A 25,305-nucleotide genomic window follows, 5' to 3' on the forward strand; every position below is an offset into this window, starting at 1 on the left:
GACAGAAAAGATAGAGGATTTTACTCCATTCTGTCGAAGTCAATAGAGGAATATTTTTGTGAGATACTGACAGGAGGTTATGATCATGTCCAATATTGAAAAAGTAAGCGAGTTTCTGGATCAGGCCAAGACCTTTTATTTCCTGACCACTGACGGCAATCAGCCCAAGGGGCGCCCCTTCGGCTTCCATATGCTGGTGGATGGCAAGCTTTATTTTGGCTGCGGCACGTTCAAGAATGTGTTCAAACAGCTGACCGCCAATCCCCAGGTGGAGGTGCTGGCGCTTAATGGCGATGAGTTCATGCGCTATGACGGCAGGGCCAAGGTGGTCAAGGATGACAAACTGCTGGCCAAGGTGCGGGAGCTCATGCCGCAGATCATGGATATCTATGATAAGAATGGCTGGGAAATGGGGCTGTTCTATCTGGAAGATGGACATGTGGAAATCCGCGGCATGCTGGATCTGAAGGAAGAATTTGCCGTATAAAGCAACGAGTGGTCTGACCGGTCAATTGACTGGTCAGGCTGTTTTTGTTTTGGCAGGTTATAAAGTTTCATGTCATAATTGACAGGTCAATAGTGTAGTGATATAGTAGGTATGTTTAATATGTAAATAATTACTCATATGGGAAGGATTGACTCGATGACTTGTCAAAAACTATGGACACGGAATTTTATCGCGCTGATTGCGGCGAATGGTTTTCTGTTTGCCAGCTTTCACTTTTTGCTGCCGACCATTACGGTGTATGCGGCCAGCCTCGGGGCTACGGGAGCGCAGATTGGCCTGATTGGCGGCATTTTCGGTTATTCGGCGATTTTTATCCGCCTGTTTACAGATACGGGAGTGAGGGCCTTCGGCAAGAAGAAATGCCTGTATGCGGGACTGCTGCTCTGTGTGGCTTCTGTGCTCGGTTATATGCTGTTTCCCAGCGCTGATGCCATTATCTTTGCCCGGGTGATCCATGGTCTGGGCTTTGGGCTTTCCACCACCTTTGCGGCGGCTATTGCGGCGGATGTGATTCCGGCGGCGCGCCGGGGGGAGGGGATTGGCTACTTTGGCATGGGCAGTACCGTGGCCATGGCGCTGGCACCGGCCTTCGGCCTGTATCTGCTGGCAGAAAGTGCCATCTGGTTGTTCACGGCTTCCATTGCCGTCAGCTTGCTGGCGCTGATGATGGCCTATGCCTGCAAGACCAAGGAGGCCGTGACGGAACTGCCCCCGACGCCGCCTCTGCGTTCCTCCATCCGCAACCGCCTCTGCGAGCACGGCACGGCGGGGCCGTCGCTTTTGACTATTCTCTTTGGTGCAGGCTATGGCAGTGTGAACACCTTTATCGCCATGCTGGCAGCGGAGAAATCTGTGGAAAATGCGGGGCTGTTCTTCGTAATTGGCACCTTGTTCGTCTTTATTTCCCGCCCCTTTGGCGGACGGCTACTGGATAGGTACGGCGCCTTTGCGGTAGTCCTGCCCGGTGCGGTTTCCTATCTGCTGGCTTTGGGCATCATGATCATGGCCGATTCCCTGACCGGCCTGCTTGTTGCTTCCGTATTCTATGGCCTGGGTGCCGGAGCGCTTTTGCCGGCACTTTTGACCTGGATGCTCAATATGGTGCGTTCTGACCGCCATAGTGCCGCGAGCGCCACCTTCTACAATATGCTGGATATCGGCACAAGCACCGGCCTGATCGTTCTGGGGACTTTGGCAGGCAGTGTGGGCTATACCCATATGTTCATGTATGTGATGGGCATCATGGCCCTGTTCCTGCTGCTGGCTGTTTTCCAATACTATCACCGCTCGGAACAGGTGCTGGCTGAAGCAGAAGAACTGTAACAATAGCATAATGACATCACGCCCCAGAAGCTGTTCGGGAGAAAGCTTCTGGGGCGTGTCATATCAGGGTGCAGGTCGCAATATGCTTTTTAGACTTCGCCATCCTCCAGAAGCTGCAGTTTCTTTTTCCAGTATCTGGAGTAGATGGCCCCCAGGGGATTGTGGGCGAGCAGGCGGTCTTTTACCACCAGAGTGGTCACAGGGCCGGGGCAGGCGGCATTGAAGAGGGCATCGTGGCCGACGCAGAGGCCGCAGGAGATAAAAAGCTCCGTGCCTTTGTCGGCCAGAAGCTTAGCCTGGATCTTGGGGTTGCACATGGCTTCATGGGCAGCTTCGGGCTTGACCTGTTTGAGGTCAAGCTCTTTTTTGTTGAAGCTGCAGGCCTTGCAGCAGACGCTGTAGAATGTAAATCCCTGCTGCCGGTAGTAGCGGGCGATGGTTTTCGCTTCGGCATTGAGGCCGATGCAGAAGGCCATGCCCAGTTTCTGATACCCCATGGCTTTGGCAAATTCTGCTGTTTCCTGTAAGCGGGTGATATTGCTGTAAAAAGTGCCTTCCACATAGGCAGCGGCCTTCATGATCTGCCTGTCTTCCTCGCTGTAGGCAGACAGGATTTCTTCCCGGTCAAGGCCGGTGCAGTTTACGCCCTTGGTATAACAGGCGTGAGTTTGGCAATTCGCACAATCAGCTTTCATCGATGCAGCCTCCGTTTTATATATACAAATATTCGACTTCCGGTAAACGGATGTCAATGCGGTTCAATCATCCTCGTTTTTGGACTTGAATATGTAACGAGTGGTCATGGCAATCCATGCTCTGTGCCAGAGGAGGTGCAAAAGGATGGCCACGGCCATGAGGTAGCCGCTATAGCGATGGATATTGCGAAATGGTGCCCGCCCTTCCCGGCCGCCTGGGATCAGGTGGAAATCAAGCAGGATGCCGGTAACTAAGCAGGCCAATATGCATAGAAAAAGCAGCCAATCCAAAAAATAATTCTTTTTCATGATAAATCCCTCCTGATATAATCATTCCATAGATCTTGCGATAAGTTCTACTCATATTATCGTTGTAAAAATGAGTTTTGACAAGTTATATCGTGTAATTTGGGATGGATTCGTGGCAAAAAAATCCCCTGCAAAGCTATGTCATAGCTGATGCAGGGGATCTTGCTCAGCGCGCCTTAGGCGGCTGCGGTTTTACCGGATTGTTTTGGCTGGGCTGCGGTTTTTCTGCCTGTGGCTGCTTTACATTCTGCTGCTGTTTGGCCGGTTTCTTCACCTCTTTGTCCGCATTCTGCTGTGGCTGAGCCTGAGGTGCGTTTACCTGCTGCTGATACTGGATCTGGGCCGGTGCCGGATTGGCATTGGCAACATTGCCGGCAAGGCCTGCGGAGAACGTCGTTGCTGCCAGTGCGGCAGCAAGCATAAATTTCTTATTCATGGAGATAATCCCCTTTCCAAAAAGTAATTCGTCCCTGTGCGATTTCCATGTGCTCTATCTTAACGGGGGAGTATTAGAATCACTTGAAAAAAACATTATATTTTCATTAAAAAATACAGGGCTTAATGCATGGGTTTTAACTTGCCGCCGCCGGGCAGGCGGATGGTCTTGCCGTTCAGGGCGGGATTGCTGCTCTTGTCATAGTAGATGTTGTGCTTGTTGCTGTTGATGTTTTCAAAGTCCGCAGCTTCATCGCTGATGGTCGTCACATAGGCATCGGCTGTGAGTTCCCAGGTGGCATCTTTACTGAGGGTGATGCCGGCAGCTTCCGCCTGATTGTCTGCATTGATGGTGCCTTTGAAGTCAGCTGCTTCACCCAAGTTCAGCTTTACCTTGCTGATATTATTGGCCAGGATCTGACCGTTCAAGATCTGCTGTTTGGCATTCAGGGTGAAATCGCCGCCATTCTTGCCCTCGGCCCCCCAACGGTCACTGGTGACTTTGACCAGCACATCGCCCTGTTGATTGAGGATTGTATTTTCCAAATCAGCTTCAGCCGTGGTATTGGTGATATAGAACATGGGGCCGTCTGATTGGTTGTTGAGAGTAGAATCCTTGGCCGTGAATTTCGCAATGCCCACATTGGCGTCCCCGGAAAAGCTCTGATAGAGCATGACACCGTGTTTTACATGACCGGTCAGCACAGCATGGTCGAGGGTAATGGAGTTCTTGCCTTCCACGACGGCAATCTCACTGCCGGTAGCCTCGCCGACACCATTGGTCAATTGGATATTACCCGTGGAATAGATGCAGGGGCTGCCTTCCCCGGAGGTTTTGATCTTGGCGCCATTGACCAGCACATTGCCCTCGCCCCGGTCCGTGGCCAAAGCACCGCAGTGTGCTCCTTCGGTCGTGATGTCCACATCCGAAGCCTTGATGGTGCCGCCGTAGGTGGCGTCGAGGCCGCGGGAGGAGTTGTTTTTGGTATGGATCTTGATGTGCTTGGCCGTAATCTGCGCCTTTTCTCCCGTGGCAAAGATTGCATTGGCGCCGTCAGCGTCTGAGGAAAGGTTCAGATTCTCGAGTGCAGCCGTGCTGTTGTTGACCAGGATGATGCCGTTCTGGCCCGTGAAATTACTGGCATCCGCACTGGAACTGTCGCCGGTCTTCGTGAAGTCACCACCGGTCAAAGTCAGATTCGCCCCCTTGCGGACCAGCAGGACGTTTTCATCGGTGTTGGCATTGGTGAGGTTTTGACCGGTCAGATTCTGATCAGAACCATCTATGATTTTTGTTGCGTTCAATGTGCCGGCATCATTGCTGGCTTCCTGCATCCCACCAAATTTGCCGTCAGGAGGCGGGCCCGGCGGGAATTGTCCTTCCGGCGGAGCCGGTGGCTGCTGAGAATGGACGGCGGCAGGCTGGCTTACGGCAGCGGCGCTGGCCATAGCCCCTGCGGTTCCCAGACAGGCAAGGGCCAGACTGGCCGCAATCAGGCATTGCAGATGTTTTCTCTTTATCAATGACATGGTAATCACTCCTAATCCAATATGGGTATTATCATAAAGGATTAATATTATAGGAGCTTGTGAGTATAGTTAAAATTTAATTAAAAATTTTTTAGGTAAATTTTCTGCCTGCGTTGACAAGTCAATAACACCATGTTAAAGTATCTTTATAAAGTTACTTTACAAACATACTTTTCGAGGTTTGAAATGGACAAAAAAGATATACGCAGGGCCAATCTGCAAATACTGCGGCAGGCGCTGATGGACTTGGGACAGGCCACGAAGCCGCAGCTGGCTGAGGCTGCAGACTTCAGTGTGGTGACGGTTAATGCTCTGTTGAAAGATCTGGTGAAAACAGGCGAAGCGGAAGCCGTGGAGGCTGCCGCAGTTCCCGGAGAGGCCGGCGGCCGTCCGGCGCAGCAGTTTGCTTACTGCCGGAACCGGAAACTATTGCTGCTGCTCTATATGTTTGAGGAGCAGGGGCGGGATAAGCTGGTGCTCGCCGTGGAAAACCTGCTGGGGGAAATCATCTGGCAGAAGGACATGTTCCCCAACGAGATTACGGAAGCTGTCCTGTTGACGGAACTGCAGGCCGCTTTAGAGGAATTTCCTAAGGTCAGTCAGGTGCTGTTGGGCATGCCCGGTGTGGAAGCAGCAGGCAGGATGCTGGTTATTGATTATCCGCAGCTGCGGGATTTGACGTTGACATTTGACTTGTCAAAAAAACTCGGCCTGCCGGTGTATTTTTGCAATGATATCAATGCGGCGGTGAGCGGCTACGGCAGGACTTGTGAAAAAGCTGGGCAGGAAACCATCGTGGGGCTGTACTGGCCGCACGGCTATCCGCCGGGAGCGGGGATTTTGCTGAACGGCAGGCTTTATACCGGCCGGGACGGAATTGCCGGGGAAGTGGGATGCCGCTTTTCCGCAGTTGAGTCTTATCGGGAAGAAAATTTCCCTCGGTTGGCGGCCGCAGAGATCATCCGGCAGGTGCGGTATTGGAATCCTCATCGTCTAATCATTTACCGGGAGGGAATGACAGAAGACGAACTGGCTGGAATCCTGTCGGCCTGTCAAGAGGAATTGCCTCAGGCGCTGCTGCCGCAGGTAGAAATTGGAGTCTCTTTTGCGCAGGATTATGTGCAGGGACTGCAGCAGATTGGAAGAGAATTGCTTTGCAATGAGGGAGGACGTTAAGATGCTGGCAGATTATCATGTGCATACAGAATTCAGCGATGATTCCCGGGAACCCATGGAAGAACAGGTCAAAAAAGCCGTCAGCCTGGGACTTACGGAGCTTTGCTTTACCGACCATGTGGACTATGGCATCAAGAAGGATTGGTCAGAGGGGAATATCGAATATCGGGGCGGTGACGGTATCGGTTTGGCCGCAGAAGATCGGCAGCCATTGGCCAATGTGGATTATCCGGCGTATTTTGCCAAGTTCCGCCGTTTGCGGGATGAATACCGCCGGGAGATTGCCCTGCGCTGCGGCTTGGAATTTGGCGTGCAGGTGGGGACGATTCCACGCTATGAGGAACTCTTTGCCCGTTATGAGCAGGAGCTGGATTTTGTTTTGCTCTCCATCCATCAGGTGGAAAACAAGGAGTTCTGGAATCAGGCATTTCAGGAAGGGCGGACGCAGCAGGAATACAACGAGCGCTATTATCAGGAAATGTACGATGTGATCAAGGCCTTCAAGCATTATTCCGTGCTGGCCCATCTGAACCTGATCAGCCGCTATGATAAGCAAGGAAAGTATCCTTTTGCTACGGTCCGGGATATGGTGGCCGAAATCCTGAAGGTGGCCATTGCGGACGGCAAGGGCATTGAGCTTAATACTTCGTCCTGGCATTACGGCCTTGACGATACCATGCCTTCCCGCGATATTCTGCGCTTGTACAAGGATTTGGGTGGCAAGATCATCACCATTGGCTCCGACGCCCATTCTACGAAATATCTGGCTGACCATATGCGTGATGCCCGGGAAATCCTGGCCAACGAAATCGGCTTTGCCCAGATCTATACCTTTGAGCACGGCGAGCCGATCGCCCATGATTTTTGATTTTTGACGAGAGGATTTTATGGAAATGACACAATCACTCCGGGACGTGGAATTTGATCCGGCAGACATTTGGACACAGCATGCCACAAGGGCGGTTTTCTTTATCGGTGGCTTTGGCGCGGCTTCCTGGGCGCCTTTGGTGCCGCTGCTGCGCCAAAGACTGGCCATTGGCGAGGATGTTTTGGGCCTTCTGTTGCTCTGCATCGGCATTGGTTCTTTGCTGACCATGCCGCTCTCCGGCGCGGCGGCCGTAAGACTGGGCTGCCGAAAGGTACTGACCTTTGCGAGCCTTGCCTTTGCCCTGCTGCTGTTCCTGTTGAGCCAGGTCAGCGATATCCTGCTGGCTGTTCCGGTGCTGCTATTCTTTGGCGCCATCATGGGCTGTATTGATGTGGTGGCCAATGTGCAGGCCGTAATCGTGGAAAAAGCTGCGGGCAAGCGGCTGATGTCCGGCATGCATGGCCTTTGGAGCGTCGGCGGTTTTGCCGGGGCTGGCCTATTTGGCGTCTGGGTAGGCGGATTGGGGCTTACGCCCACGGTTTCCACGCTGATTGCTGTTGGCATCATGACAGCAGCGATTTTGTTCTTTGCCCGCTTCCTGCTGCCCTATGGCGGTGATGCCGGTGGCAAGATGCTGGCCATTCCGAAAGGCATTGTAGCCTTTGTGGGTATTATCGCCTGCATTGCCTTCCTGGTGGAAGGGGCCATTATGGACTGGAGCGGCGTGTTCCTGACAACTGTGCGCGGCTTTGACATGTCGCTGGCAGGCACGGGCTTTACGGTCTTTTCTGCCGCCATGCTGACGATGCGGCTGGTGGGGGACAGGCTGGTACAGAAAATGGGACAGAAAATCGTTATCCTGGGCGGCAGTGTCTTAGCCTTTGCCGGTTTCCTGGCCGTAATCTTTGCGCCGCAGGCTTGGCTGCTCTACGCAGGCTTCTTCGCCATCGGCGTGGGCAGTGCCAATATCGTGCCGGTGTTCTTCTCCCTGCTGGGCAAGCAGCAGGATATGCCCATCGGCCTTGCGGTGCCAGCGGTAAGCACCCTTGGATATCTGGGCATCCTCATGGGCCCCGCGGCCATTGGCGCCCTGGCCCATGCCACGAGCCTTTACGCCGCCTTCGGCCTGCTGGCCGGACTCGTGGCCCTGCAGTTTATTATTGCCCGGTATGTTTATCGGAAAGTTTTATAACGCCAAGAGGAAGCTGATACAGAAGTATTTGGGGTAAAATTTATAGCATTTTTTTACTATTTATGCTATAATGACTCTAGTAGAGAAATTCTCATGTGTGGGCAGCGATGCGGAGTGACTAACCGTATCGCAAAGAGTCCGCCTTTGAGGGAATCAAGAAGCCGCTTCCTGTTTTGGGGGCGGCTTTTGTCTTGTGAGTTTCTTGCTGAAAGTAATAGATGAGGATGCAGAGAAATTTTGAAATAAACAAGCTCCAGACTGGCTTATTACAGTCTGGAGCTTATCTTTATATATTTGGTTAGGAAAACATTACAGATGGGAGTGCGTCTCCAGCTCGGGGATGGCCGAGGTCAGCGTCTTACCGGATTGGAGGCTGGAAATTTCCACGCTGTAGGCGCTGCCGAAACGGCGGTTCATTTCCTCATCGGTGGGAGGAGGAGTCTGTACCTTTTGGTAGGCACCAACCGCAGAGGGTTTTGGCTGGGCGCTGATCTGGGCCAGCTTGGATTCAACCTTGGAAAGCTTTTGATAGTCTTCTTTCAGCTGTGCCTGGCTCTCTTCATCATCAGCAGAGGAAAGCGAAGCAATCTCCTCGCGATAATCACCGCGTTCCTGCATGAGTTTCTGCGGCAGGTCATCATGGCGGGGAACTGGCGGCTGCTGCCAGGAATGTCCGGCAGGATTGATGCTCATCGACATGGGATGAATCTTCCTTTCTATAGTAGCAAAGGTAATCTCCTGAAATATGATTGCTCGTATCTTAGCATAGGCAGAAAGCTGTGTCAAGCTCCTGTTGCAGGAAAGCTTCGTCCTAGGAAAAAATTTCTGCGCAGCATATTCAGATAAATTTCGCTTGACATAAGTGGTAATATGTACTACACTTTAAGTAGTAAAAGATACCACATGTAATCAAACAAGCAAATTGGGGATGATGATGATGACCGAGAGCAGAAGTCAGGAAGAACAGGAATTCCTGAAGAACTATGATCCGGCTCGATATGAACGGCCGTCGGTGACGGCCGATGTGGTGATTTTCACCATGGATGAGGACAATGAACTGAATGTGCTCCTGATCAAACGCGGGGGACATCCGTTCAAGGATTACTGGGCCATACCCGGGGGATTCCTGGAAGCTGGCAAAGAGTCCGTGGATGAGGCCGCGGCCCGGGAACTTTACGAGGAAACAGGTGTGAAGGTGTCGGATGGGATTGAGCTGCGCCAGCTCATCACCGTGGGAGCGCCGGACCGGGATCCCCGAACCCATGTGGTGAGCGTGGTCTATACGGCGCTGGTGCCCAGAGGGCTTTTGGCAATCAAAGCCGGGGACGATGCGTCGGATGCCCGCTTGTTCAAGGTTCGGCGTGGCTATGATGAGCATGGGGAGCTGTCCACGTATTTCGTCAGCAGCGAGTGCTCCATCACCATGAAGCACCTTGCCTTTGACCATGGGTTCCTCATCAGCACGGCCATCAAGCGCTTGCAGGGCAGGCTGAGTTATACGGATGATGCGTTTGCGCTGCTACAGGACAAGTCCAGGTTTGAGATTTATGAGCTGATGAAGATCCATGAGGCGATTCTCTTTCAGAAGCTGGACCGCTCGAATTTCCGCAAGATGTTCCTGCGCAGCCTGGTGGACCGCCAGCGGGTGAAGGAAATTGGAAAGTATGATGCAGCCGGCAAGCCCAAGACCGCTTTGTATTGCTATCTGGAAAGGAAGGATTACGATGAAAACTAAGAAGGTACTGATTGTCGTGGATATGCAGAATGATTTCATCGATGGGACATTGGGTTCCAAAGAAGCCCAAGCCATTGTCGGCAATGTGGCGGATAAAGTCAGGAAAGCTCAGCAGGAAGGCAGCCTCGTGATCTTTACCCGGGATACCCATGGCGAAGATTATTTGGCGACGGAGGAAGGAAAGCATCTGCCTGTGCCGCACTGCCTGGAACGCACGGCAGGCTGGCAGTTGAGTGAGCAGATTCCCTGCCCCGAGAAGGCTCCGATTTTCGACAAGTACACCTTCGGTTCCCTGGATTTGGGCAATTTCCTCAAGGAACTGGCGTTTCCGCCAGAAAATATTGAGCTCGTGGGACTTTGCACCGATATCTGCGTGCTGGCCAATGCAGTAATGGCCAAGGCTGCGCTGCCCAATGCCCATATCGTGGTGGATGCCGCCTGCTGTGCAGGAGTGACGCCGGCCTCTCATGATACGGCACTGGCTGCCATGAAGGTCATTCAGGTTGAGGTGCTGAATCAGGGCAATGAGCCCTGGCGCTGACATATCGATGAGGGGGGAACGAAAATGAGATTCAAGCAGATCATCAATTCCTTGCTGGAAACAGATCTCTATAAATTCAGCATGGGCCAGGCAATCTTCCATCAGGCCAGTGAGTATGAAACCACCTGGAGCTTCAAATGCAGGAACGAAAATGTTTATTTCACGCCGGAAATGGTGGAGGAAATCAAGGAGCAGGTCAAGGCCTTTTGTTCCCTGCGCTTCACCGAAGAGGAACTGGCGTATCTTTCCGGCATCAGCTGGCTGCAGAAGTCCTATATCAACCATCTGCGCCTTTGGCAGCCGGATTATGCGGATTTCACGATTCAGGCCGGCGGTGAGAAGGGGCTGATCCTCGAGGCCGGCGGCACCCTTTTGGATACGTCCATGTATGAGATTCCGACGTTGGCAATTGTCAACGAAGTCTATTACCGTTTCCGTGATGACTATGAGGCCCTGGTGGAAGATGCCAAACGCCGTACCGAAGCCAAGGCGGAAATGATTCAGATGGGGCAGTATTGGCTGCCGGCATTCTCCGAGTTCGGCCTGCGCAGACGGCTCTGTGCCGAGGTGCAGGAATATGCCGTGGAACGTTTCTCCCGTCTGGATGATTTCGATGTGCTGCGTTCCAACTTTGTCGGCACGTCCAATGTCTTCCTGGCAAAAAAGTACGGCGTGAAACCTGTGGGCACCATGGCCCATGAGTGGATCATGTGCATGGGGCAGGGCAATCACCTCTACAATCCGGCGTATTCCAACAAAGTGGCGCTGACGGCTTGGGTGAAGGAGTATGGCGTGGAGAACGGCATTGCACTGACCGATACGATCACGACAGACTGCTTCCTGCGGGATTTTGACAAGACGCTGGCGACCTTGTTCAGCGGTGTCCGCCATGATTCCGGTGATCCCTTTGTCTGGGGCGATAAGATGATTGACCATTATATCCGTTTGGGAATTGATCCCAGAACGAAGACGCTGCTGTTCTCGGATTCCCTCAACTTTGAGAAGGCTGACAAGATTGCCCATTACTTTGCGGGCAAGGCCAAGGTGGCCTTCGGGATTGGCACCTATATTTCCAATGACACCTATGTGGAACCGCTCAATATTGTCATGAAGGTGACCGCATGCAATGGCCAGCATGTAGCCAAGATTTCGGATACCCCGGGCAAAGGCATGTGCAAGAGTCAGGAATATGTGGACTATCTGCAGCGAGCCATTGATTATCGGCTGGCCAATGATGATTGACGCTTGACAATGGAATGCGGGAAAGGAGCATCCTCATGAATACGCAAAAATACCCGGCTTTTGCTGCCGGGCATGATTTAGAGAAAATCGTTGGTTTCCTGAAAGACTGGTTTGCCCAGAATGGCCCTGCAGCCAAGGCCGTGGTCGGCCTTTCCGGCGGCAAGGATTCCACGGTTGCTGCAGCCCTCTGCGTGCAGGCATTGGGCAAGGAGCGGGTGGTTGGCGTACTGATGCCCAATGGGGTGCAGGCAGAGATTGCTGATGCCCAGGCTGCTGCCCGGCATTTGGGCATTGCCTATCGCACGGTGAATATCGGCAAGCCCTATCAGGAAATGCTGCAGGCGCTGACCAATGCAACTGGTGATGACGGTCAGGACTTTGCTGTGAATCTTACGCCTGCCCTGCAGCAGAATCTTGCCCCGCGCCTGCGCATGGCTGTGCTTTACGCGGCAGCCCAGGGAATCGCGGAAGGGGGACGGGTTATCAACACCTGCAACCGCTCGGAAGATTATGTGGGGTATAGCACCAAATACGGTGACAGCGCAGGTGATGTGGCCCCACTGGCCGCCTATACCGTGGATGAGGTGATTGCCATCGGCGATGCGCTGGGGCTGCCGCATGAACTCGTGCATAAGACGCCTGCCGATGGCCTTTGCGGCAAGAGCGATGAGGATAATCTGGGCTTTACCTACGCCGTTTTGGACCGTTATATCAAGACCGGACATTGTGATGACGAAGCGGTCCAGTCCAGGATCGAGCATCTGCACAGGTGTAACCTCCACAAGCTTCGCCCCCTGCCAATGGTAGAGCGATGATCCCGAAAACGGCGGTATTTCCCACCGACAAAGAACCGGACGCATGAGCAGTACGTCCGGTTCTTTGCTGTGTATTATATTTTAGGAGAGCTTTAACGAAAGCCTGTATATAATATAGCACCATTGAGAATGAAAATCAATAGATAAATGAAAATAATTTTCATAACGTATCTTCCGGAACCAGAGATGCTGTAATCCGATGGGACAGCCTTCGGTTGACATGCGCATAACGGGCGGTGACCTTCGGATCTTTTTGCCGCAGTGTTTCCTGCACCATGCGCAAATCCTTGGTTTGGGCATAGAGATTGGTGCCGCAGCTATGTCTGAGGATATGGCAGGAATAGCCGGGATGTTTCAGGTTGCAGGCAGTCAGCGCTTGATTCATGACAAAGCGGATACCATTACGGGAAACACGCCCCAGATAATTCTGGTTGGAAGAGGATAGGATCAGCGGCGTGAGCGCGCCATCTTTCTTGACGGGATGCTTGTCGTCCGCAGGGATGGCCGTCAGGTATTGTTTCAATAAAGCAAAGGTGCGCTCGCAAGGATAGATTGGATCGCGGCGGCCGCGCGTGCCCTTGCCCCGGATCATGATGGCCTGGGCTTCCCAGTTGATATCTTCCAGGCAGGCCCGGTAAACCTCTACATTGCGGAGCCCCTCGACGCCCATCAGATAGACGATCAGTTTATTCCTATATTTAATGAAGGGATCTGATTCGTTATCGAATACCTTCAGGATCTCTGCCAGCTGTTCCGTACTATAGAAGGAAAGCAGCGCTTCCTGATTGGCGACCGGCGGGGCGAAGATATCCGCCATCGGATTGCTCTTGATCAGGCCCATCTTGAACGCTGTGTGATAGAACGCCCGCACTGCCGCCAGCATGATCTGAATGCTCTCGTTTTTATAATTTTGCTGCAGCAGGAACTCCCGGTAGATGCGGAGCTGGTATTCATGCATATTCAAGGGATGACGTTTCCTGCTGATGCACCATTTGATGAACTGATTGATCTTATGGCAATACTGATACATGGTATCCTGAGACGGATTGCCATTGGCAATGAAACGCGGCAGGAATTCCGCATAATGCTGGACAAAGGAATCCGGCGTGATGATCTCCGTATCCAAAGAACCAGCAAGTTCTTGGTTTAATTCAACTAACGCATCTGGCATAAAGAATCCCTCCTCCAAAGTCTGTATCAATATGATACACCTAAATTACATAGGATGTAAACAGATTCAGAAATTTTACTGTATATAATTCCCCTTATACACAGTAAACTGTGGAAAAATTTTTTTCTCGGCAACTACGTCCATCTAATGATAAAGATTTTCATACTACTAAGAAGAGGTGCACCTCTTCATCCAGATCTGCAGGATATTTTCTCGAAAAATTTGATTTTGCCTTCACACCATCTGAGAGCCATTTTAAGCGCATCTAAAATTTTTGCAATAGTTTATATGCATTTCTTTTTTCACGGTGCTTACAGGCGTTTCTGCGCGGTCATCTTTTTTGCCGGTTGATAAATTATCTCATTTATATTTAGATTACATAAGCCCAGCTTTTAAGGCAAAAAAACAACCTTCAAGATATAGCGTAAGCTTGTACCTTAAAGGTTGAAATTCTTTTCCAGAGAATATTAACGATTTCCTGTCAGTTCGTTCCCTTTACCTCATGTTTCCACTGCGAGTAGGTTTTAACAAATCCCTTCTGGCGGTTAGCCTGCACATATCCATAAAAATCCCGAATCTTTTGAGCACGTTTGCGCGTCTCCTCGGCTTTCCAGCCATTGCCGTCTCTTACGGCCAAAAGGTTTGTTCCCCCCAGGAGATATTGTCGTGCAGCCACATCGTCCAAGGCAACATCCGGATTGCGCAAGATGTCATAGAATATGGCAAAAGTGGTGGTGCGCCCGTGCCCGGCATGACAGTGGAAGTGAAGCCAGGCATTTTTCGGCAGCTTTTTATAGAAGTCCATGAACGCATCAATATTATCATCCGTAGGGGCGGCCTGATCTACGACAGGAATTCGCTTATAGTGCATGCCGAATCGTGCCGCAACGGCTTCTTCCGTCTCCACGGATTCGACTTTGACCGTACTGGCCGGAAACAGCTTCGTATCCGTTTTGCCCAGCGGAACAAAAGTTATTTCCTTCCCGACTATGGACTGCAAAAGTTCTTTCTCCACCTGTGAAACGGCAGCACTGCTAAGATTGCGATTGCCATGATTTCCCTTCATATAAAGACTCACGGGGATTTCTCCATTGACAAAACCATGAGACTCCTTGCGCAGATCCACCACGTAAATATCTGCGTTCTTTCCAGCATGTTTACGAATCTTTTCCCCAATCAAGGAGAGACCGGAAGCAGAAAACTCGGCACTGGCGGAGCATCTCAACCTATCCAGCCCCTGACGGCTGGGCGCAGGATTGACGGATTGAGCGAAGTCATCGCTCATAAAGCGCAGGCTGCGCGGCAATACGGCTCCATACTTTGCATCCAGCCGCCACTGAACCTCCGGCTTTTTTGCCCCAGCCTGAGCCGTTGCCATAAGGAAAAGCAGCAGACAGCAAAGGGGCACCAGAACATAGCCGCCATATTTTTTCATATTCCTATTTCCCAACATACCAAATCCCCCCCTCATCACATTTATGTATGCACTAGCGAGAAATGTATTACAGCGGAACACGTATTTCTATCTTCATTATTATACCATAATTATCCTTCTTTTTCACAATCATATAATACGGATACCGGCATCAAGAAATCCTTTGTTCTTTTATGTTCTTGTCTGCATAATTCAGCAGCCCATTATTCTGGGCAATGCTTCCCAGATAACGGCAGCTGGGCTTTACGGTGCGGCGCATGTTCTCCCGGTCCACGGCAATCAGGCCGAAGTGTTTGTCAAAGCCCATGGCCCATTCCAGATTGTCCAAGCTACTCCAGTAGATATAGCCCAACAGGGGCACGCCGTCCTTGATGGCGCTATGCAGGCCAGCAATTGCTTCGCGGATAAAGTCAATACGGCGGTCATCGTCCTGCGTTGCGATGCCGTTTTCCGTCACCATCACGGGCAGGCCCGTTTCCTTATATACGCGGCGCACCACGGAGCTGACGGCTTCGGGGCAATAGGGGTAACCGCATTCGGTGAGTTCTTCTTTCTCGCCATGGGGCACGCGGCCTTTGGCGTCGTAGATTTCCCGCTCATAGTTCTGCACGGCAGCAAAGTCGGCATTCATATAGATATCCTTGTACTGGCCGAAATAGCTCTGCCAGACTTTGTCTGCCACCTTCTCCCCACCACGCACAGCACAGACATCGGAGAGAGCAAGGCTCACGCCGACCTTGGCCTGCGGAGCATATTCCCGGGCCGCCTTCACGGCTTCGTTATGGGCCTGCCGGATGATTTCGATATGCTCCGGCTCAGAGGCCATATGGATGGTGAAATAATGGTCCAAATCCGTGCCGCAGGCCTTAGCAGCCTGTTCACGCCATTCGGGCGCCGTCCAGCCTTCGGCAGCCATGCCGATGGGCGGCACGAAATTCCACTCGGCAAAGAGCTGTTTGAGCATGGTGGCGATATTGATCTCATTCATGGTGATGATATAGGGGATGTGCTTACCTAAAGCCTTGAGCACATAACGGGCATAGCGGCCAAAGTAATAAGGCGTCTTCTCTCCCTTCCAGCCGCCGTATTTCATCAGCCACTGCGGGCTCGTGAAATGATGGAGCGTTACCACCGGCGTCAGGCCATGTTCCTCACAGGCGGCAAGCACATCGGCATAGTGGGCAATAGCTTCGGCAGGAAATTCGCCTTCGCGCGGCTCGATGCGCGCCCACTCAATCGAGAATCGGTAAGCTTTGAGCCCGGCACCGGCCATCAGCGCAATATCCTCGCGATAATGCCGATAATGGTCGCAGGTCCTGTCGGATTTATCCTTGTAGATGGAGCCTTCCACATGCTCCTCAGCCCAGATATCGGCGTGCGTGTTCATGCTCTCCACCTGATGGGCCGCCGTAGCGCTGCCCCAAATAAAGTTTTCCGGAAAAATCAAGTCCTTCATCTTCTATCATCCTTTCTGTTATCATTCAAAAGCTTCAATATATTATATTCGTCAGGCAATAATCCGCAGTAAATCGCTGATTTCGGCTATGGCATAGGTAATCCGAGGGGATTTGGCGGCCTCACCGATGCCGGCCACGGGCATGCCGGCGTTGCAGCCGGCGTTTACGCCCGCTGCGGCGTCTTCTACGACCAGGCATGTTTCCGGTTTGGCACCTAACTTCTGCGCAGCCAGCAGGAAAACTTCGGGATCCGGTTTGCTTTTGGTGATTTCCGTACCGTCGGCAATGGCATCGAACGCGTTTTCCAAACCAACCTGCTTTAAGATGCGCATGGTATTCTTGCTCGAAGAACCCACGGCGATATGCACGTCTTTCTGTCGCAGATCCAGTAGGGTTTCCCGCACGCCCTTCAGCGTGTCGGCACTTGTCAGCTGCCCCAAAAGCTGCTGATAGTACGTATTCTTGCGCTGGGCTAGCGCTTCTTTTTCGGCCTGCGTATATTTTTTCCCAGCCCGCTCCAGGATGATGTCAAGGCTCTCCATACGGGAAACGCCCCGCAGGCGGTTGTTGATGGCGCGGTCAAAATAGATGCCTTCTTCATCGGCAATCTTCTGCCAAGCCTGATAGTGGTATTCGTCAGTGGACACCAGCACACCGTCCAGATCAAAGATTATATTTTCGTAACGCATCATTTCACCTCAAAATTTTGTCTGCCACATGCCACAGAAAGGATCGATGGGGCTATGCCCCTTGAACTCGCTTTGACCGGTCAATTTCTTGACAATTGCCTGCAGCATCGAAGGGGAGGCCGTATAGCCGTTGACCAAGGTCTTCAGCGCCGGAATATCCTGCAGGATGTAGGGAGAACCGACAGCTACGCCAATCACAGGCAAGTCATAGATAAACCAGGGCATATTGGAAGCCATGGGCCAGTTCCATTCCATGCGCAGGGTGCTCTTGTTGCTGGCCGGTTCGATATTGGCATAGTAGATTATCGCATCATACTGCTTGATGATATCTTCCCGCTTGATATCGATATAGGCAAAGCGCAGGGCTTCCTTGTCAAAAACATCCACGCTGAATCCGGCTTCTTCCAGCAGCTTCCGGAACAGCTTGGCACTGCCATTGCCAAAGTAACCCCATTCATCGCCGAAAACATAGAGCAGCAGGCGTTTTTGTTTGGCGGGATTCAGCGGCAGGGCCTGCTGGGTATCCTTGACCAAAGTCACGGCCTTGTCGGCAGCCTCGTCAACCCAGGCCTTGAACTCCTGCCGGGACAAAACTTCGGCAATCGCCTCCTTGCCCGCAACCAATGTGCCTGCCTGCTGTTTAGCGGGCAATTGCAGATGGGCTTTGAGCGCCAGGATGCGAGTGACGGCTTCATCGAGCCGCGCTTCGGTCAGGATACCATTTTCCAGCCCCGCCTCCATAAACTTAAAGTCTTCTTCCATATTGCGGTTGAAGAGGAACATATCACAGCCGGCGGCAATGGCCCGGGGCACGGCCTCCCGGCGGCTCATGGCATTGGTGAAACCGCCCATAGGCGTTGCGTCCGTGATGATCAGGCCGTTGAAGCCCAAGTGCTCACGCAGAAGTCCCTGCAAAAGTTCCGGGGAAAGCGTAGCGGGCAGCAAGTCCGCCAATTCCAGCTCAGGATTCAGCGCCATCTGCCAGGCCGGCTGCAGGATATGGCCGACCATGACTGACTCGGCCCCCTCGGCAATCAGCTGACGGTAGATTTCGCCGTAGGTTGCATCCCATTCCTCCACCGAACAGGAATTGATGGTGGGATGCAGATGCTGGTCGCGGTAATCCATGCCGTCGCCAGGGAAGTGCTTGATGGCCACAGCCATGCCTTCCTCCTGCACGCCGCGGGTAAAGGCTTTGCTCATGCGGATAACGGTATCCGTATCGTCCCCATAGGTGCGCACATTGGTGATGGGATTGAGGTAATTGACATTCCGGTCCACGATCGGGGAAAACGCCCAGTTACAGCCTGTCACCTTCCCTTCAGCCGCAGAGACCTTGCCCAGATGATAGGCATGCACATCCTCCCCCGTGGCTGCCATGGCCATAGGATAACCAAAGTAAGTGCCCTCGGTCATCACGCCATTACCGCCAGCCTCGAGATTAGCCGCCAGCAGCAGCGGTACCGGCGATTTTTCCTGCAGGAAGCGCTGGGCTTCCTGGATTTCCTCGCCGGGCAGGGCGCGGAACATCATGCCGCCGGGCTGCAGGGTATCGAGCACCTCCTGCAGGGCCTCTTTATCGGGACCGGGCGCAATCGGACAAAAGAGCTGACCGATCTTTTCTTTTACGGTCATTTGGGCTAAAGTCTCCTCCACCCAGCGGACATCCTCATCCGTCAGATTGAAGGGTTTTGCTTTCAGGTTGATTTTCTGGGTCATCGTAATTCCATCTTTCTACGTTTAATCAAAATAACAGGGCAAAGTCCAAACGGAAGATCTTCTTCCGTACGCCGCCGGGAATCGTGTAACCATAGGGTGCAGAAGCATCTACGGTGCGGCCATACATATAGAACACATCAAAGATCGTATTGTTGACAGGCGACCACTGATAGCCGGCTACCCAGCCACGGAAGCCCTCGCCCAGGGTGCTGATATAGTCACCAATCATACCGCCGGAGCCACCGATAATCATGGCATCGGCCGGTGCATTGTACCAGGCTACAGTGTGTGCATGCTTGCCCTTGATGGGCGGCCAGGGATTGCCAAACTGCATCTGGACCTTATAGGCATTTCGGCTCACATCGGAGTTCGCATGCACCCAGTCGGCAATCAGGGTGTTATCCTTCCAAAGCTGATGGTCAAAACCGAGTTCCACGAATCTTGTCCCCGTGCTCTCCCAGTTCCTATAGGGGAAAGCCTTGTCCCGGGTATTGGGCTTGGTCTGGAAAACACCCTTCACATTGGTTTTCGGCGTTAATTTATAATCGAGTTCCAAAGACCAGAAATCCTCATTGAACAGTGCCGGGTGCAGATTGTGGGAACTCAGGTTATTGGTGAATTCATTATCCGTATCGGCTTCAATGGAAGTAACCGGCTTGTACTGAGCCAAGGTCACCCGGCCGCTCAGACGCTTGCCCTTGCCAAAGCCCACTTCCACGCCCTGGATCTTCTCATCGTTGAACATCAGGCCATAGCCCATCGTCGTCGCATAGCGGCCCACTTTGAGGCTGTAGCCCCGATTGTTATAATCCACCCACTGCAGGGCACCCAGGTTGGTATAGTCCGCCTGCTCGGCCTTGAAGCTGCGGTTATAGGTGGTGCTCAGGGTAATCATCGTGTGCTTGTCAAAATGATACTGGGTATCCACGGACAGCTGAGTGGTTTTCTTCATCACCGGATCGCTGGATACCGCCATGCCCTTGACATGGTCATAACGGGTGCCGAAATAGCCGTGGAACTGTACTTTATCCACCTTTTTCTTGAGTTCCTCAATCTGGGCGCCGATATTTTTGAGTTCCTTCGTGTATTCATCCTGCAAAGCCTGGATGATGATCTTCTGCTGCGCATCGACAGTTTCCATTTTGTCCATGGCGCGGGAGATGATCACGGCCATCTCATAGCGGGTAAGGTTCCTGTCCCCCTCGAACATGCCATTGTCAAAACCTTCCACGAGCCCGGCCTCTGTCAGCTGCTTCACCGCCTGATAGGACCAATGTCCTGCCTTGACATCGGCGGGAGCCTTTTTCTGCTTCTTCCCGTTAAGTTCCGCCTCAACCTTGGCATTGTTCTCCGCCGCCAGCTGCAGGGCTTTATCGTTTAAAACTTCGGCATTTGCCGTGCCGTTCACACCGGATAATAATAGTAAAGAGATACCGAAAAGTGCCGCCTTCTTCATAACTCTCACCCTCATATATATTCATATATTGATATTTCTGCCGAGCCTTCCCCCAAGGGAAGGCTTCTGCTTATGCTTTGGCTAGTTCAGCGTCTGACTCCGCAGCAGGCTTTTTTCCTGCATCGACTTCCGGTATCGGAATCACAGCCAGGAAGGAAATGATTGAGCAGACCGACAAGAGGATAAAGAAGAAGGTATAACCGTCATCCCCGAGCAGGCTGACACCAAGGGCAATCAGCATAGGAGCGACGAAGTTGACCAGCGAAGAGGCCAGATTGGTGGTGATATTCATAATGGCAATATCCTTGCCCGCATTTTCCTTGCTGGGCAGGATGCGGTTGACCAGTGCGTTGTCCACAGCGTTATAGAGGCCGAAACCGAAATTGAAGACGAAGTAGCCAGCAATCACGGTCCAAAGATCCGTGGCAAAGGCGAAGAGTATCAGGCAGACGCCGGTAATCAGGGATGCACCCATCACAAAAGGCTTCTGCTTGCGGAATTTATCCGAGAGCCAGCCGCCGGCCATGCCCGCAATTACCATCAGCATGATAGAAGCGCCCGTATAGGAGCCGATTTCAAAGACCTCTGCTTCGGACAGATGGAAGCGCGCCACATAGAAGAGCGTCAGCATGGTCAGGCCGGCATTGGAGAAGTTGATGAATAATTTTGTCAGCATGGCCCAGGTATACTCAGGATATTTCTTGAAGGACGGATAGACATTCTTGAGACCGCCTTTGAAGGGATTCATTGCCCCGGATTTTTCCTGCATATGGGCAGCCGGAATATAGGTATCCTTGACGAGCAGCGCTACCAAGAGGCCAGCCAACAGCTGCACGCCGGAAACCACGGCAATCTTAAGTGCCACCGGTGTAGCCGCATAGATGCCGATGATGATGGAACCGCTCATGACAAAGATCGGAGCGGCCGAACTCATGATGCCCGAAGCTCGGCCGAAGCGAGCTTCTTCCACCTGCTCCGGAATCATGGCAAAGCAGGACAGGGAAACCATGCCATAGAAGAACTGGGCAATGCACCAGGAGGCTACGAGCTGTGCCATGGTCTCCGCATAGGACAGCCCCATCATGCTGATAAAGGCACCGATGGAACCAACGACAATCCAGAAACGGCGGCGTCCCATCTTCACATGGGTCTTATCGGCAATCATGCCCCCCAACGGCGTCAGTACCACAATGGCCAGACTGGCAATCCCGGAAGCAACCCCGAAGGCACTGGTCGTGGCCTCCGGCCCCACGATGCTCATGATCTTGAACTGTATGAGACCAAACATCAACAGCACCAGCGGTGCAATGGCCGTGCCAACCCCTAAAACCATGGCTGCCATCAGCCGGTAAAACGGCGTTTTATTCCATTTGATCGTATCCATAAAGCTTTCTCCCCCTAAGATAGGCTGTTCTTTTGCAGAATTTGCCCATCACCGCGGATAATGGGCGCTAATCCTTTAAATCAGAATCGATTGTAACTCTTTCAAATTATCTGTCGATTCTTCCTCTACCTCACAGTCTACATTATAGCAAGGGATGAAGCCTTATACCATGTAGAGGTCTTATATAAATCCGACATATTTTTATATCTGACGTTTTCAGGCGTTATTTTTTCTGTTATAATTGAATTGCTTATTTTTTTGTGCGTTTCTCTTTGTTTTTACCACTTTCTCGGGAGGTTTTATCCTGTTATGATGCGTTATTTTACCACTGTGGCCAAAGTTCAAGCCGAAATCAGCCGTATCTTTCATGAAACGGGCCGGCGCGCCAGCGTCCCTGAGGCGCTCTTGAACATCTATAATTCCGGCAAATATTTGGAACAGTTTCCGCCCCTGTCCGTGGACAAGCTCTGGGACAGTCTCGATGACGAGGAATTCCTGCGCCACATAAACCAGCTGCCCATCGGCCTTGATCTCATCATCCAGAATGAAGCCGAAAACAAGAGCAACAAAGGCAATCCCGTCGGCGAAGACCTGATGTTCTCGCTGGGCAATGACCTGATTGTCTTCAAAGCCTTCAACTATATCAATATCGATACGCATAAACACAACTTCTTTGAGATGGGCTATATTATGCGCGGGCATTGCCTGCTGACCGTGGAGCAGGAAACGCTCGATCTGCAGCCGGGGCAGTTCTACATCATCGGCCCCAATGCCCGCCACTCCATCCAGATGGATGATGATGAATCCGTGCTCATCTGCATTGACATCCGCAAGAGCACCTTTGAGAACGCCTTCTTCAATCTGATGGCCGGCGAGGACCTGCTCTCCTATTTCTTCCAGTCCATCCTCGCCCGCCCCGATTACCCGAACTACATCATCTTCACGAGCCAGAATGAGGAAAATATCCGCCGCCTGCTCAAGACCTTGATGATGGAAAGCTACTTGGGCGACAGCTATCACAATCTCTGCGGCATCAGTCTCGTCAACATCCTCATGTGTTATATGCTGCGCCATTACAGCGATACCATCCAGTTCTACAGCTACGACTTCCTCTCCACCCGGGCACCGCTCATCATGCGCTATATCCAGACGCACTATCAGACCGTGTCCCTGCATGAGCTCTCCCAGGTCTTCCACTACAACGAAGCCTATCTTTCCACGCTGATCAGCAAAAATGCCGGCATGAACTTCTCCACCCTCTTGAACAAGCTCAAAACCGGCCGCGCCAAAAGCTATCTGGAAACCAGCAATATGAGCATACAAGAAATCAGCGAAGCTGTAGGCTACAGCTCCGCTGACCACTTCTCCCGCACCTTCAAGCAATACTATGACTGCTCACCGCAAAAATACCGCACCAAATTCCGGACAGAAAAAGAATGAATAATCATTTGCACACTCTGGCCAACAGCCAATGCGGCAGGATGGAAGCCACAATGCGGTGCAGGCTGCTGACCATATCCGGGGTACAGACCACGGCACCGGCTTTGGCGGCCCGCAGGGATTTTTCTGCCACGCTCCTGACATTCGTCGCGCCAGGCATATCCCGATATACATGATGTTTATCGGTTTCTTTGGCCTTGTCTACAAATTCCGTATCCTTTATCCAGAAAGGACATACTGCCGTAATCTTTATGCCGAGGTCTGCCAGCTCTACGCTCATGGCCCGGCTATACGACAACAGAAAAGCCTTACTGGCTGCATACACAGCCAAATTGGGGATGGGATGGAAAGCCGAGCAGGATACGATTTCCATAATGATGCTGCCTTTAGTCATAAAGGGAATGCACATTTCCGTAATGTCCAGCACCGCCATATCGTTGAGCTTCACCATCTGCTGCAATTTTTTTCGCGGACATTCCCGGCTCAGCCCAATACAGCCAAAGCCTGCAGCATTTACCAGATAGCGCACCCGCGGCCCTTGCGATGATAATTCCTGTTCCAATTCATCCAGCTTACTCTCGTCAGTTAAATCCATGTTCAAACACCGACAGGGCGTATGGAGCTTTTCTGCCAAGTTTGCCAGTTTCCCGCCGCGTCTGGCAATAAGCCATAATTCATCCAAACCTTCCTGATCCAACAATTTCGCATATTCTGCCCCCAATCCACTGGAAGCACCTGTAATGATTGCAATATTATTCAACTTATCCATTTTCGTCAACCACACCTGCCTTTTTCTTCTTTGGCTGGGACAAGCGAAAACTTTCCGCAATCCTCTGCCGCAATTCCTCCATGGGGACAGAACCATCCAGACAAAGGGTATACCAATACTTCCGATTCATGTGATAGCCCGGAAAGTACTTCCGACCATCCACCAGTGCCGCTACTTGTTCTGCTGTACCGTGCAGGTTCATAACCCGAATAGGCTTCTGGCCGCCCAGACCGATTTTCTCCGGCAGGATTTCCATGAACAGCACATACCATTTGCGGGAAAGATGGGAACGGATAACCGCCGCCGTATCATCCTTCCAGGGATATTCGATTTCATCCCCATAGGTATCACGGATATAGTCCAAAATCTGCTGGATATAGCCGCCGCTGAAAGTCCCATGTTCACCACAGGATTCTCCCAGCCTGTTCAAAGCCTTTCGATAGGCATCCTTGACACTCCCCACAAAGGCGCCTTCCGCCGACTCGATCAAGTGCAGCACATAAGGCTCCTGACTCTCGCGGTCCAACAGGCGTGTGGCTGCCTTGCCCGAGGCCGCGACCTTTATCTGCAAAAGGAACGCTCCATCCAGTAATACTTCTTCATAAAGATAACTTTCGCCTTCATGCTGGAAGCCGTAAGCCGGCAATCTTTCCAACTGCAGTCTTGGCAATTCTCCCGCTGCTAATTCATGCCATTCATCTGTCATCGCGCGTATCCCCCATGCACTGATTGGTCACTTCCCCCATCCGAAAGTTTGACCTCTGCTTAATGCAATCATAACAGATGGCATCACATCCAGCAAGTCAGAAACCTCCCACAGATACGTTCTCCTGCCGGCAATGTCCACCATAAGGATTTTTACCAAAAACAAGACTGCTGCACGTTTGCGTACATGCAGCAGTCCCTTCTCGTTTATGGGGCTAAATTCAATTCAAGGGCACCGCTTTGCGTATCAAAGCTGCCTGTATATCCCGTGCGGCCATCCCAGATAAGTTTATCTCCCTCGCTATGGCTTGGCCGGCCGTAGCTGGTGCTGAGTTTATGAATCAATTCGGCGGTCTCTTCTGTGGTCAGACTCACCTGCTGCCGGGGTGCGATGCGCAGGCTGGCGATGCGGCCATAATGATCCATCTGTTCCTGATAAGCTGCCGCACCGATCTTGCCATGGAATTCCGAGAATTCATAGCCCTTCCGCTGCAGCAGGCAGGTGTAGCCCGGCATATCAGAGACATAGGAACCTACCCGGGGCAGGGAATCCAGCACGCGCAGATAATCGTGACCTGCACTTGCCGCCAGCGCCGAGCCAGCCCCCAAAACCATAACCATGGCCATCCCCAATACAATCCGCCATAATTTCCGCATAATGCTTCCTCCCATCCTTTAAACAATCACTTTTTTATACCATATTCTTTGACT

25 protein-coding genes are annotated in these 25,305 nt (G+C 52.1%); 10 read left to right on the plus strand and 15 right to left on the minus strand.

Features of this window, described 5'->3' with window-relative positions; genetic code table 11:
• Positions 1 to 85: 85 nt before the first annotated feature.
• Together BLQ59_RS01905 and BLQ59_RS01910 are read left to right on the plus strand one after the other, a co-directional pair.
• Positions 86 to 487 carry a pyridoxamine 5'-phosphate oxidase family protein gene (locus BLQ59_RS01905; RefSeq protein ID WP_074571241.1) on the plus strand — a complete coding sequence of 134 codons (402 nt, stop codon included), beginning with the start codon at positions 86 to 88 and terminating at the stop codon, positions 485 to 487.
• Positions 488 to 643: 156 nt separating this feature from the next.
• Positions 644 to 1,831: an MFS transporter gene (locus BLQ59_RS01910; RefSeq protein ID WP_074571242.1), complete on the plus strand. Its 1,188-nt coding sequence runs from the start codon at positions 644 to 646 to the stop codon at positions 1,829 to 1,831.
• Between the two features lie 89 nt (positions 1,832 to 1,920).
• Here the strand turns inward: BLQ59_RS01910 and BLQ59_RS01915 are convergent, their stop codons facing one another.
• The 4 genes from BLQ59_RS01915 to BLQ59_RS01930 form a co-directional block, all read right to left on the minus strand.
• Positions 1,921 to 2,526, minus strand: coding sequence for a DUF1847 domain-containing protein (locus BLQ59_RS01915; protein WP_074571243.1), 606 nt, complete (start codon positions 2,524 to 2,526; stop codon positions 1,921 to 1,923).
• Positions 2,527 to 2,589: 63 nt separating this feature from the next.
• On the minus strand, positions 2,590 to 2,835 hold the full coding sequence (locus BLQ59_RS01920) for a DUF4405 domain-containing protein (protein ID WP_074571244.1): 246 nt from the start codon (positions 2,833 to 2,835) through the stop codon (positions 2,590 to 2,592).
• Positions 2,836 to 3,001: 166 nt separating this feature from the next.
• A complete protein-coding gene (locus BLQ59_RS01925; RefSeq protein ID WP_074571245.1) occupies positions 3,002 to 3,271 on the minus strand; it encodes a hypothetical protein in 270 nt (89 codons plus the stop codon).
• A gap of 122 nt (positions 3,272 to 3,393) precedes the next feature.
• Positions 3,394 to 4,800, minus strand: coding sequence for a hypothetical protein (locus BLQ59_RS01930; protein ID WP_074571246.1), 1,407 nt, complete (start codon positions 4,798 to 4,800; stop codon positions 3,394 to 3,396).
• A gap of 186 nt (positions 4,801 to 4,986) precedes the next feature.
• On the opposite strand from BLQ59_RS01930, the gene BLQ59_RS01935 reads away from it, so the two are divergent.
• From BLQ59_RS01935 to BLQ59_RS01945, 3 genes are read left to right on the plus strand one after another with little or no spacing between them, the layout of a single operon-like run.
• Positions 4,987 to 5,976, plus strand: coding sequence for an ROK family protein (locus BLQ59_RS01935; protein WP_074571247.1), 990 nt, complete (start codon positions 4,987 to 4,989; stop codon positions 5,974 to 5,976).
• A 1-nt stretch (position 5,977) separates the two neighbouring features.
• Positions 5,978 to 6,844, plus strand: a complete 867-nt coding sequence (locus tag BLQ59_RS01940) for a histidinol-phosphatase HisJ family protein (protein WP_074571248.1) — start codon at positions 5,978 to 5,980, stop codon at positions 6,842 to 6,844.
• Between the two features lie 19 nt (positions 6,845 to 6,863).
• Positions 6,864 to 8,036: an MFS transporter gene (locus BLQ59_RS01945; protein WP_256324576.1), complete on the plus strand. Its 1,173-nt coding sequence runs from the start codon at positions 6,864 to 6,866 to the stop codon at positions 8,034 to 8,036.
• Between the two features lie 309 nt (positions 8,037 to 8,345).
• On the opposite strand, the gene BLQ59_RS01950 is transcribed toward BLQ59_RS01945, so the two are convergent.
• The gene (locus tag BLQ59_RS01950; RefSeq protein ID WP_074571249.1) at positions 8,346 to 8,735 is read right to left on the minus strand and encodes a hypothetical protein; all 390 of its coding nucleotides are present in this window, start codon (positions 8,733 to 8,735) and stop codon (positions 8,346 to 8,348) included.
• A 229-nt stretch (positions 8,736 to 8,964) separates the two neighbouring features.
• Here BLQ59_RS01950 and BLQ59_RS01955 point away from each other — a divergent pair, with 229 nt between their 5' ends.
• Genes BLQ59_RS01955 through nadE form a run of 4 tightly spaced genes read left to right on the plus strand, consistent with a single transcriptional unit; the run spans position 8,965 to position 12,369 of the window.
• Positions 8,965 to 9,771 (plus strand): NUDIX domain-containing protein, encoded by an 807-nt coding sequence (locus BLQ59_RS01955; RefSeq protein ID WP_074571250.1) that lies wholly within the window; start codon positions 8,965 to 8,967, stop codon positions 9,769 to 9,771.
• Positions 9,761 to 10,312 carry a cysteine hydrolase family protein gene (locus BLQ59_RS01960; protein WP_074571251.1) on the plus strand — a complete coding sequence of 184 codons (552 nt, stop codon included), beginning with the start codon at positions 9,761 to 9,763 and terminating at the stop codon, positions 10,310 to 10,312. The genes BLQ59_RS01955 and BLQ59_RS01960 overlap by 11 nt, the downstream gene beginning before the upstream one ends.
• 24 nt (positions 10,313 to 10,336) lie before the next feature.
• The gene (pncB, locus tag BLQ59_RS01965) at positions 10,337 to 11,554 is read left to right on the plus strand and encodes a nicotinate phosphoribosyltransferase (protein WP_074571252.1); all 1,218 of its coding nucleotides are present in this window, start codon (positions 10,337 to 10,339) and stop codon (positions 11,552 to 11,554) included.
• Between the two features lie 35 nt (positions 11,555 to 11,589).
• Positions 11,590 to 12,369, plus strand: a complete 780-nt coding sequence (gene nadE, locus BLQ59_RS01970) for an NAD(+) synthase (RefSeq protein ID WP_074571253.1) — start codon at positions 11,590 to 11,592, stop codon at positions 12,367 to 12,369.
• 160 nt (positions 12,370 to 12,529) lie between these two features.
• On the opposite strand, the gene BLQ59_RS01975 is transcribed toward nadE, so the two are convergent.
• The 7 genes from BLQ59_RS01975 to BLQ59_RS02005 all read right to left on the minus strand — a co-directional run bounded on the left by BLQ59_RS01975 (position 12,530) and on the right by BLQ59_RS02005 (position 21,680).
• Positions 12,530 to 13,540 (minus strand): tyrosine-type recombinase/integrase, encoded by a 1,011-nt coding sequence (locus tag BLQ59_RS01975; protein WP_074571254.1) that lies wholly within the window; start codon positions 13,538 to 13,540, stop codon positions 12,530 to 12,532.
• Between the two features lie 481 nt (positions 13,541 to 14,021).
• Positions 14,022 to 14,993: a phosphatase domain-containing putative toxin gene (locus BLQ59_RS01980; RefSeq protein WP_074571255.1), complete on the minus strand. Its 972-nt coding sequence runs from the start codon at positions 14,991 to 14,993 to the stop codon at positions 14,022 to 14,024.
• Between the two features lie 133 nt (positions 14,994 to 15,126).
• The gene (locus tag BLQ59_RS01985; protein WP_074571256.1) at positions 15,127 to 16,431 is read right to left on the minus strand and encodes a glycoside hydrolase family 1 protein; all 1,305 of its coding nucleotides are present in this window, start codon (positions 16,429 to 16,431) and stop codon (positions 15,127 to 15,129) included.
• A 51-nt stretch (positions 16,432 to 16,482) separates the two neighbouring features.
• Entirely contained in the window at positions 16,483 to 17,124 is a 642-nt protein-coding gene (gene pgmB / locus BLQ59_RS01990; protein WP_218122851.1) for a beta-phosphoglucomutase, read from the minus strand.
• A 6-nt stretch (positions 17,125 to 17,130) separates the two neighbouring features.
• Complete coding sequence (locus BLQ59_RS01995; protein ID WP_074571258.1) at positions 17,131 to 18,840, minus strand: glycoside hydrolase family 3 protein; 1,710 nt, start codon at positions 18,838 to 18,840, stop codon at positions 17,131 to 17,133.
• A 25-nt stretch (positions 18,841 to 18,865) separates the two neighbouring features.
• Complete coding sequence (locus tag BLQ59_RS02000; protein WP_074571259.1) at positions 18,866 to 20,296, minus strand: S-layer homology domain-containing protein; 1,431 nt, start codon at positions 20,294 to 20,296, stop codon at positions 18,866 to 18,868.
• Between the two features lie 70 nt (positions 20,297 to 20,366).
• Positions 20,367 to 21,680, minus strand: coding sequence for an MFS transporter (locus BLQ59_RS02005; protein WP_074571260.1), 1,314 nt, complete (start codon positions 21,678 to 21,680; stop codon positions 20,367 to 20,369).
• 309 nt (positions 21,681 to 21,989) lie between these two features.
• Here BLQ59_RS02005 and BLQ59_RS02010 point away from each other — a divergent pair, with 309 nt between their 5' ends.
• The gene (locus tag BLQ59_RS02010; RefSeq protein WP_074571261.1) at positions 21,990 to 23,120 is read left to right on the plus strand and encodes an AraC family transcriptional regulator; all 1,131 of its coding nucleotides are present in this window, start codon (positions 21,990 to 21,992) and stop codon (positions 23,118 to 23,120) included.
• A gap of 4 nt (positions 23,121 to 23,124) precedes the next feature.
• On the opposite strand, the gene BLQ59_RS02015 is transcribed toward BLQ59_RS02010, so the two are convergent.
• From BLQ59_RS02015 to BLQ59_RS02025, 3 genes are all read right to left on the minus strand, one after another.
• On the minus strand, positions 23,125 to 23,889 hold the full coding sequence (locus BLQ59_RS02015; protein ID WP_074571262.1) for an SDR family NAD(P)-dependent oxidoreductase: 765 nt from the start codon (positions 23,887 to 23,889) through the stop codon (positions 23,125 to 23,127).
• Positions 23,882 to 24,595: an MmcQ/YjbR family DNA-binding protein gene (locus BLQ59_RS02020; RefSeq protein ID WP_074571263.1), complete on the minus strand. Its 714-nt coding sequence runs from the start codon at positions 24,593 to 24,595 to the stop codon at positions 23,882 to 23,884. Before BLQ59_RS02020 ends, BLQ59_RS02015 begins: the two co-directional genes overlap by 8 nt.
• Positions 24,596 to 24,801: 206 nt before the next feature.
• Complete coding sequence (locus BLQ59_RS02025) at positions 24,802 to 25,251, minus strand: hypothetical protein (RefSeq protein ID WP_074571264.1); 450 nt, start codon at positions 25,249 to 25,251, stop codon at positions 24,802 to 24,804.
• Between the last annotated feature and the right edge of the window lie 54 nt (positions 25,252 to 25,305).

This window comes from Pseudoselenomonas ruminantium (genome assembly GCF_900104055.1).
Classification (GTDB): Bacteria; Bacillota; Negativicutes; order Selenomonadales; family Selenomonadaceae; genus Selenomonas_A; species Selenomonas_A ruminantium_C.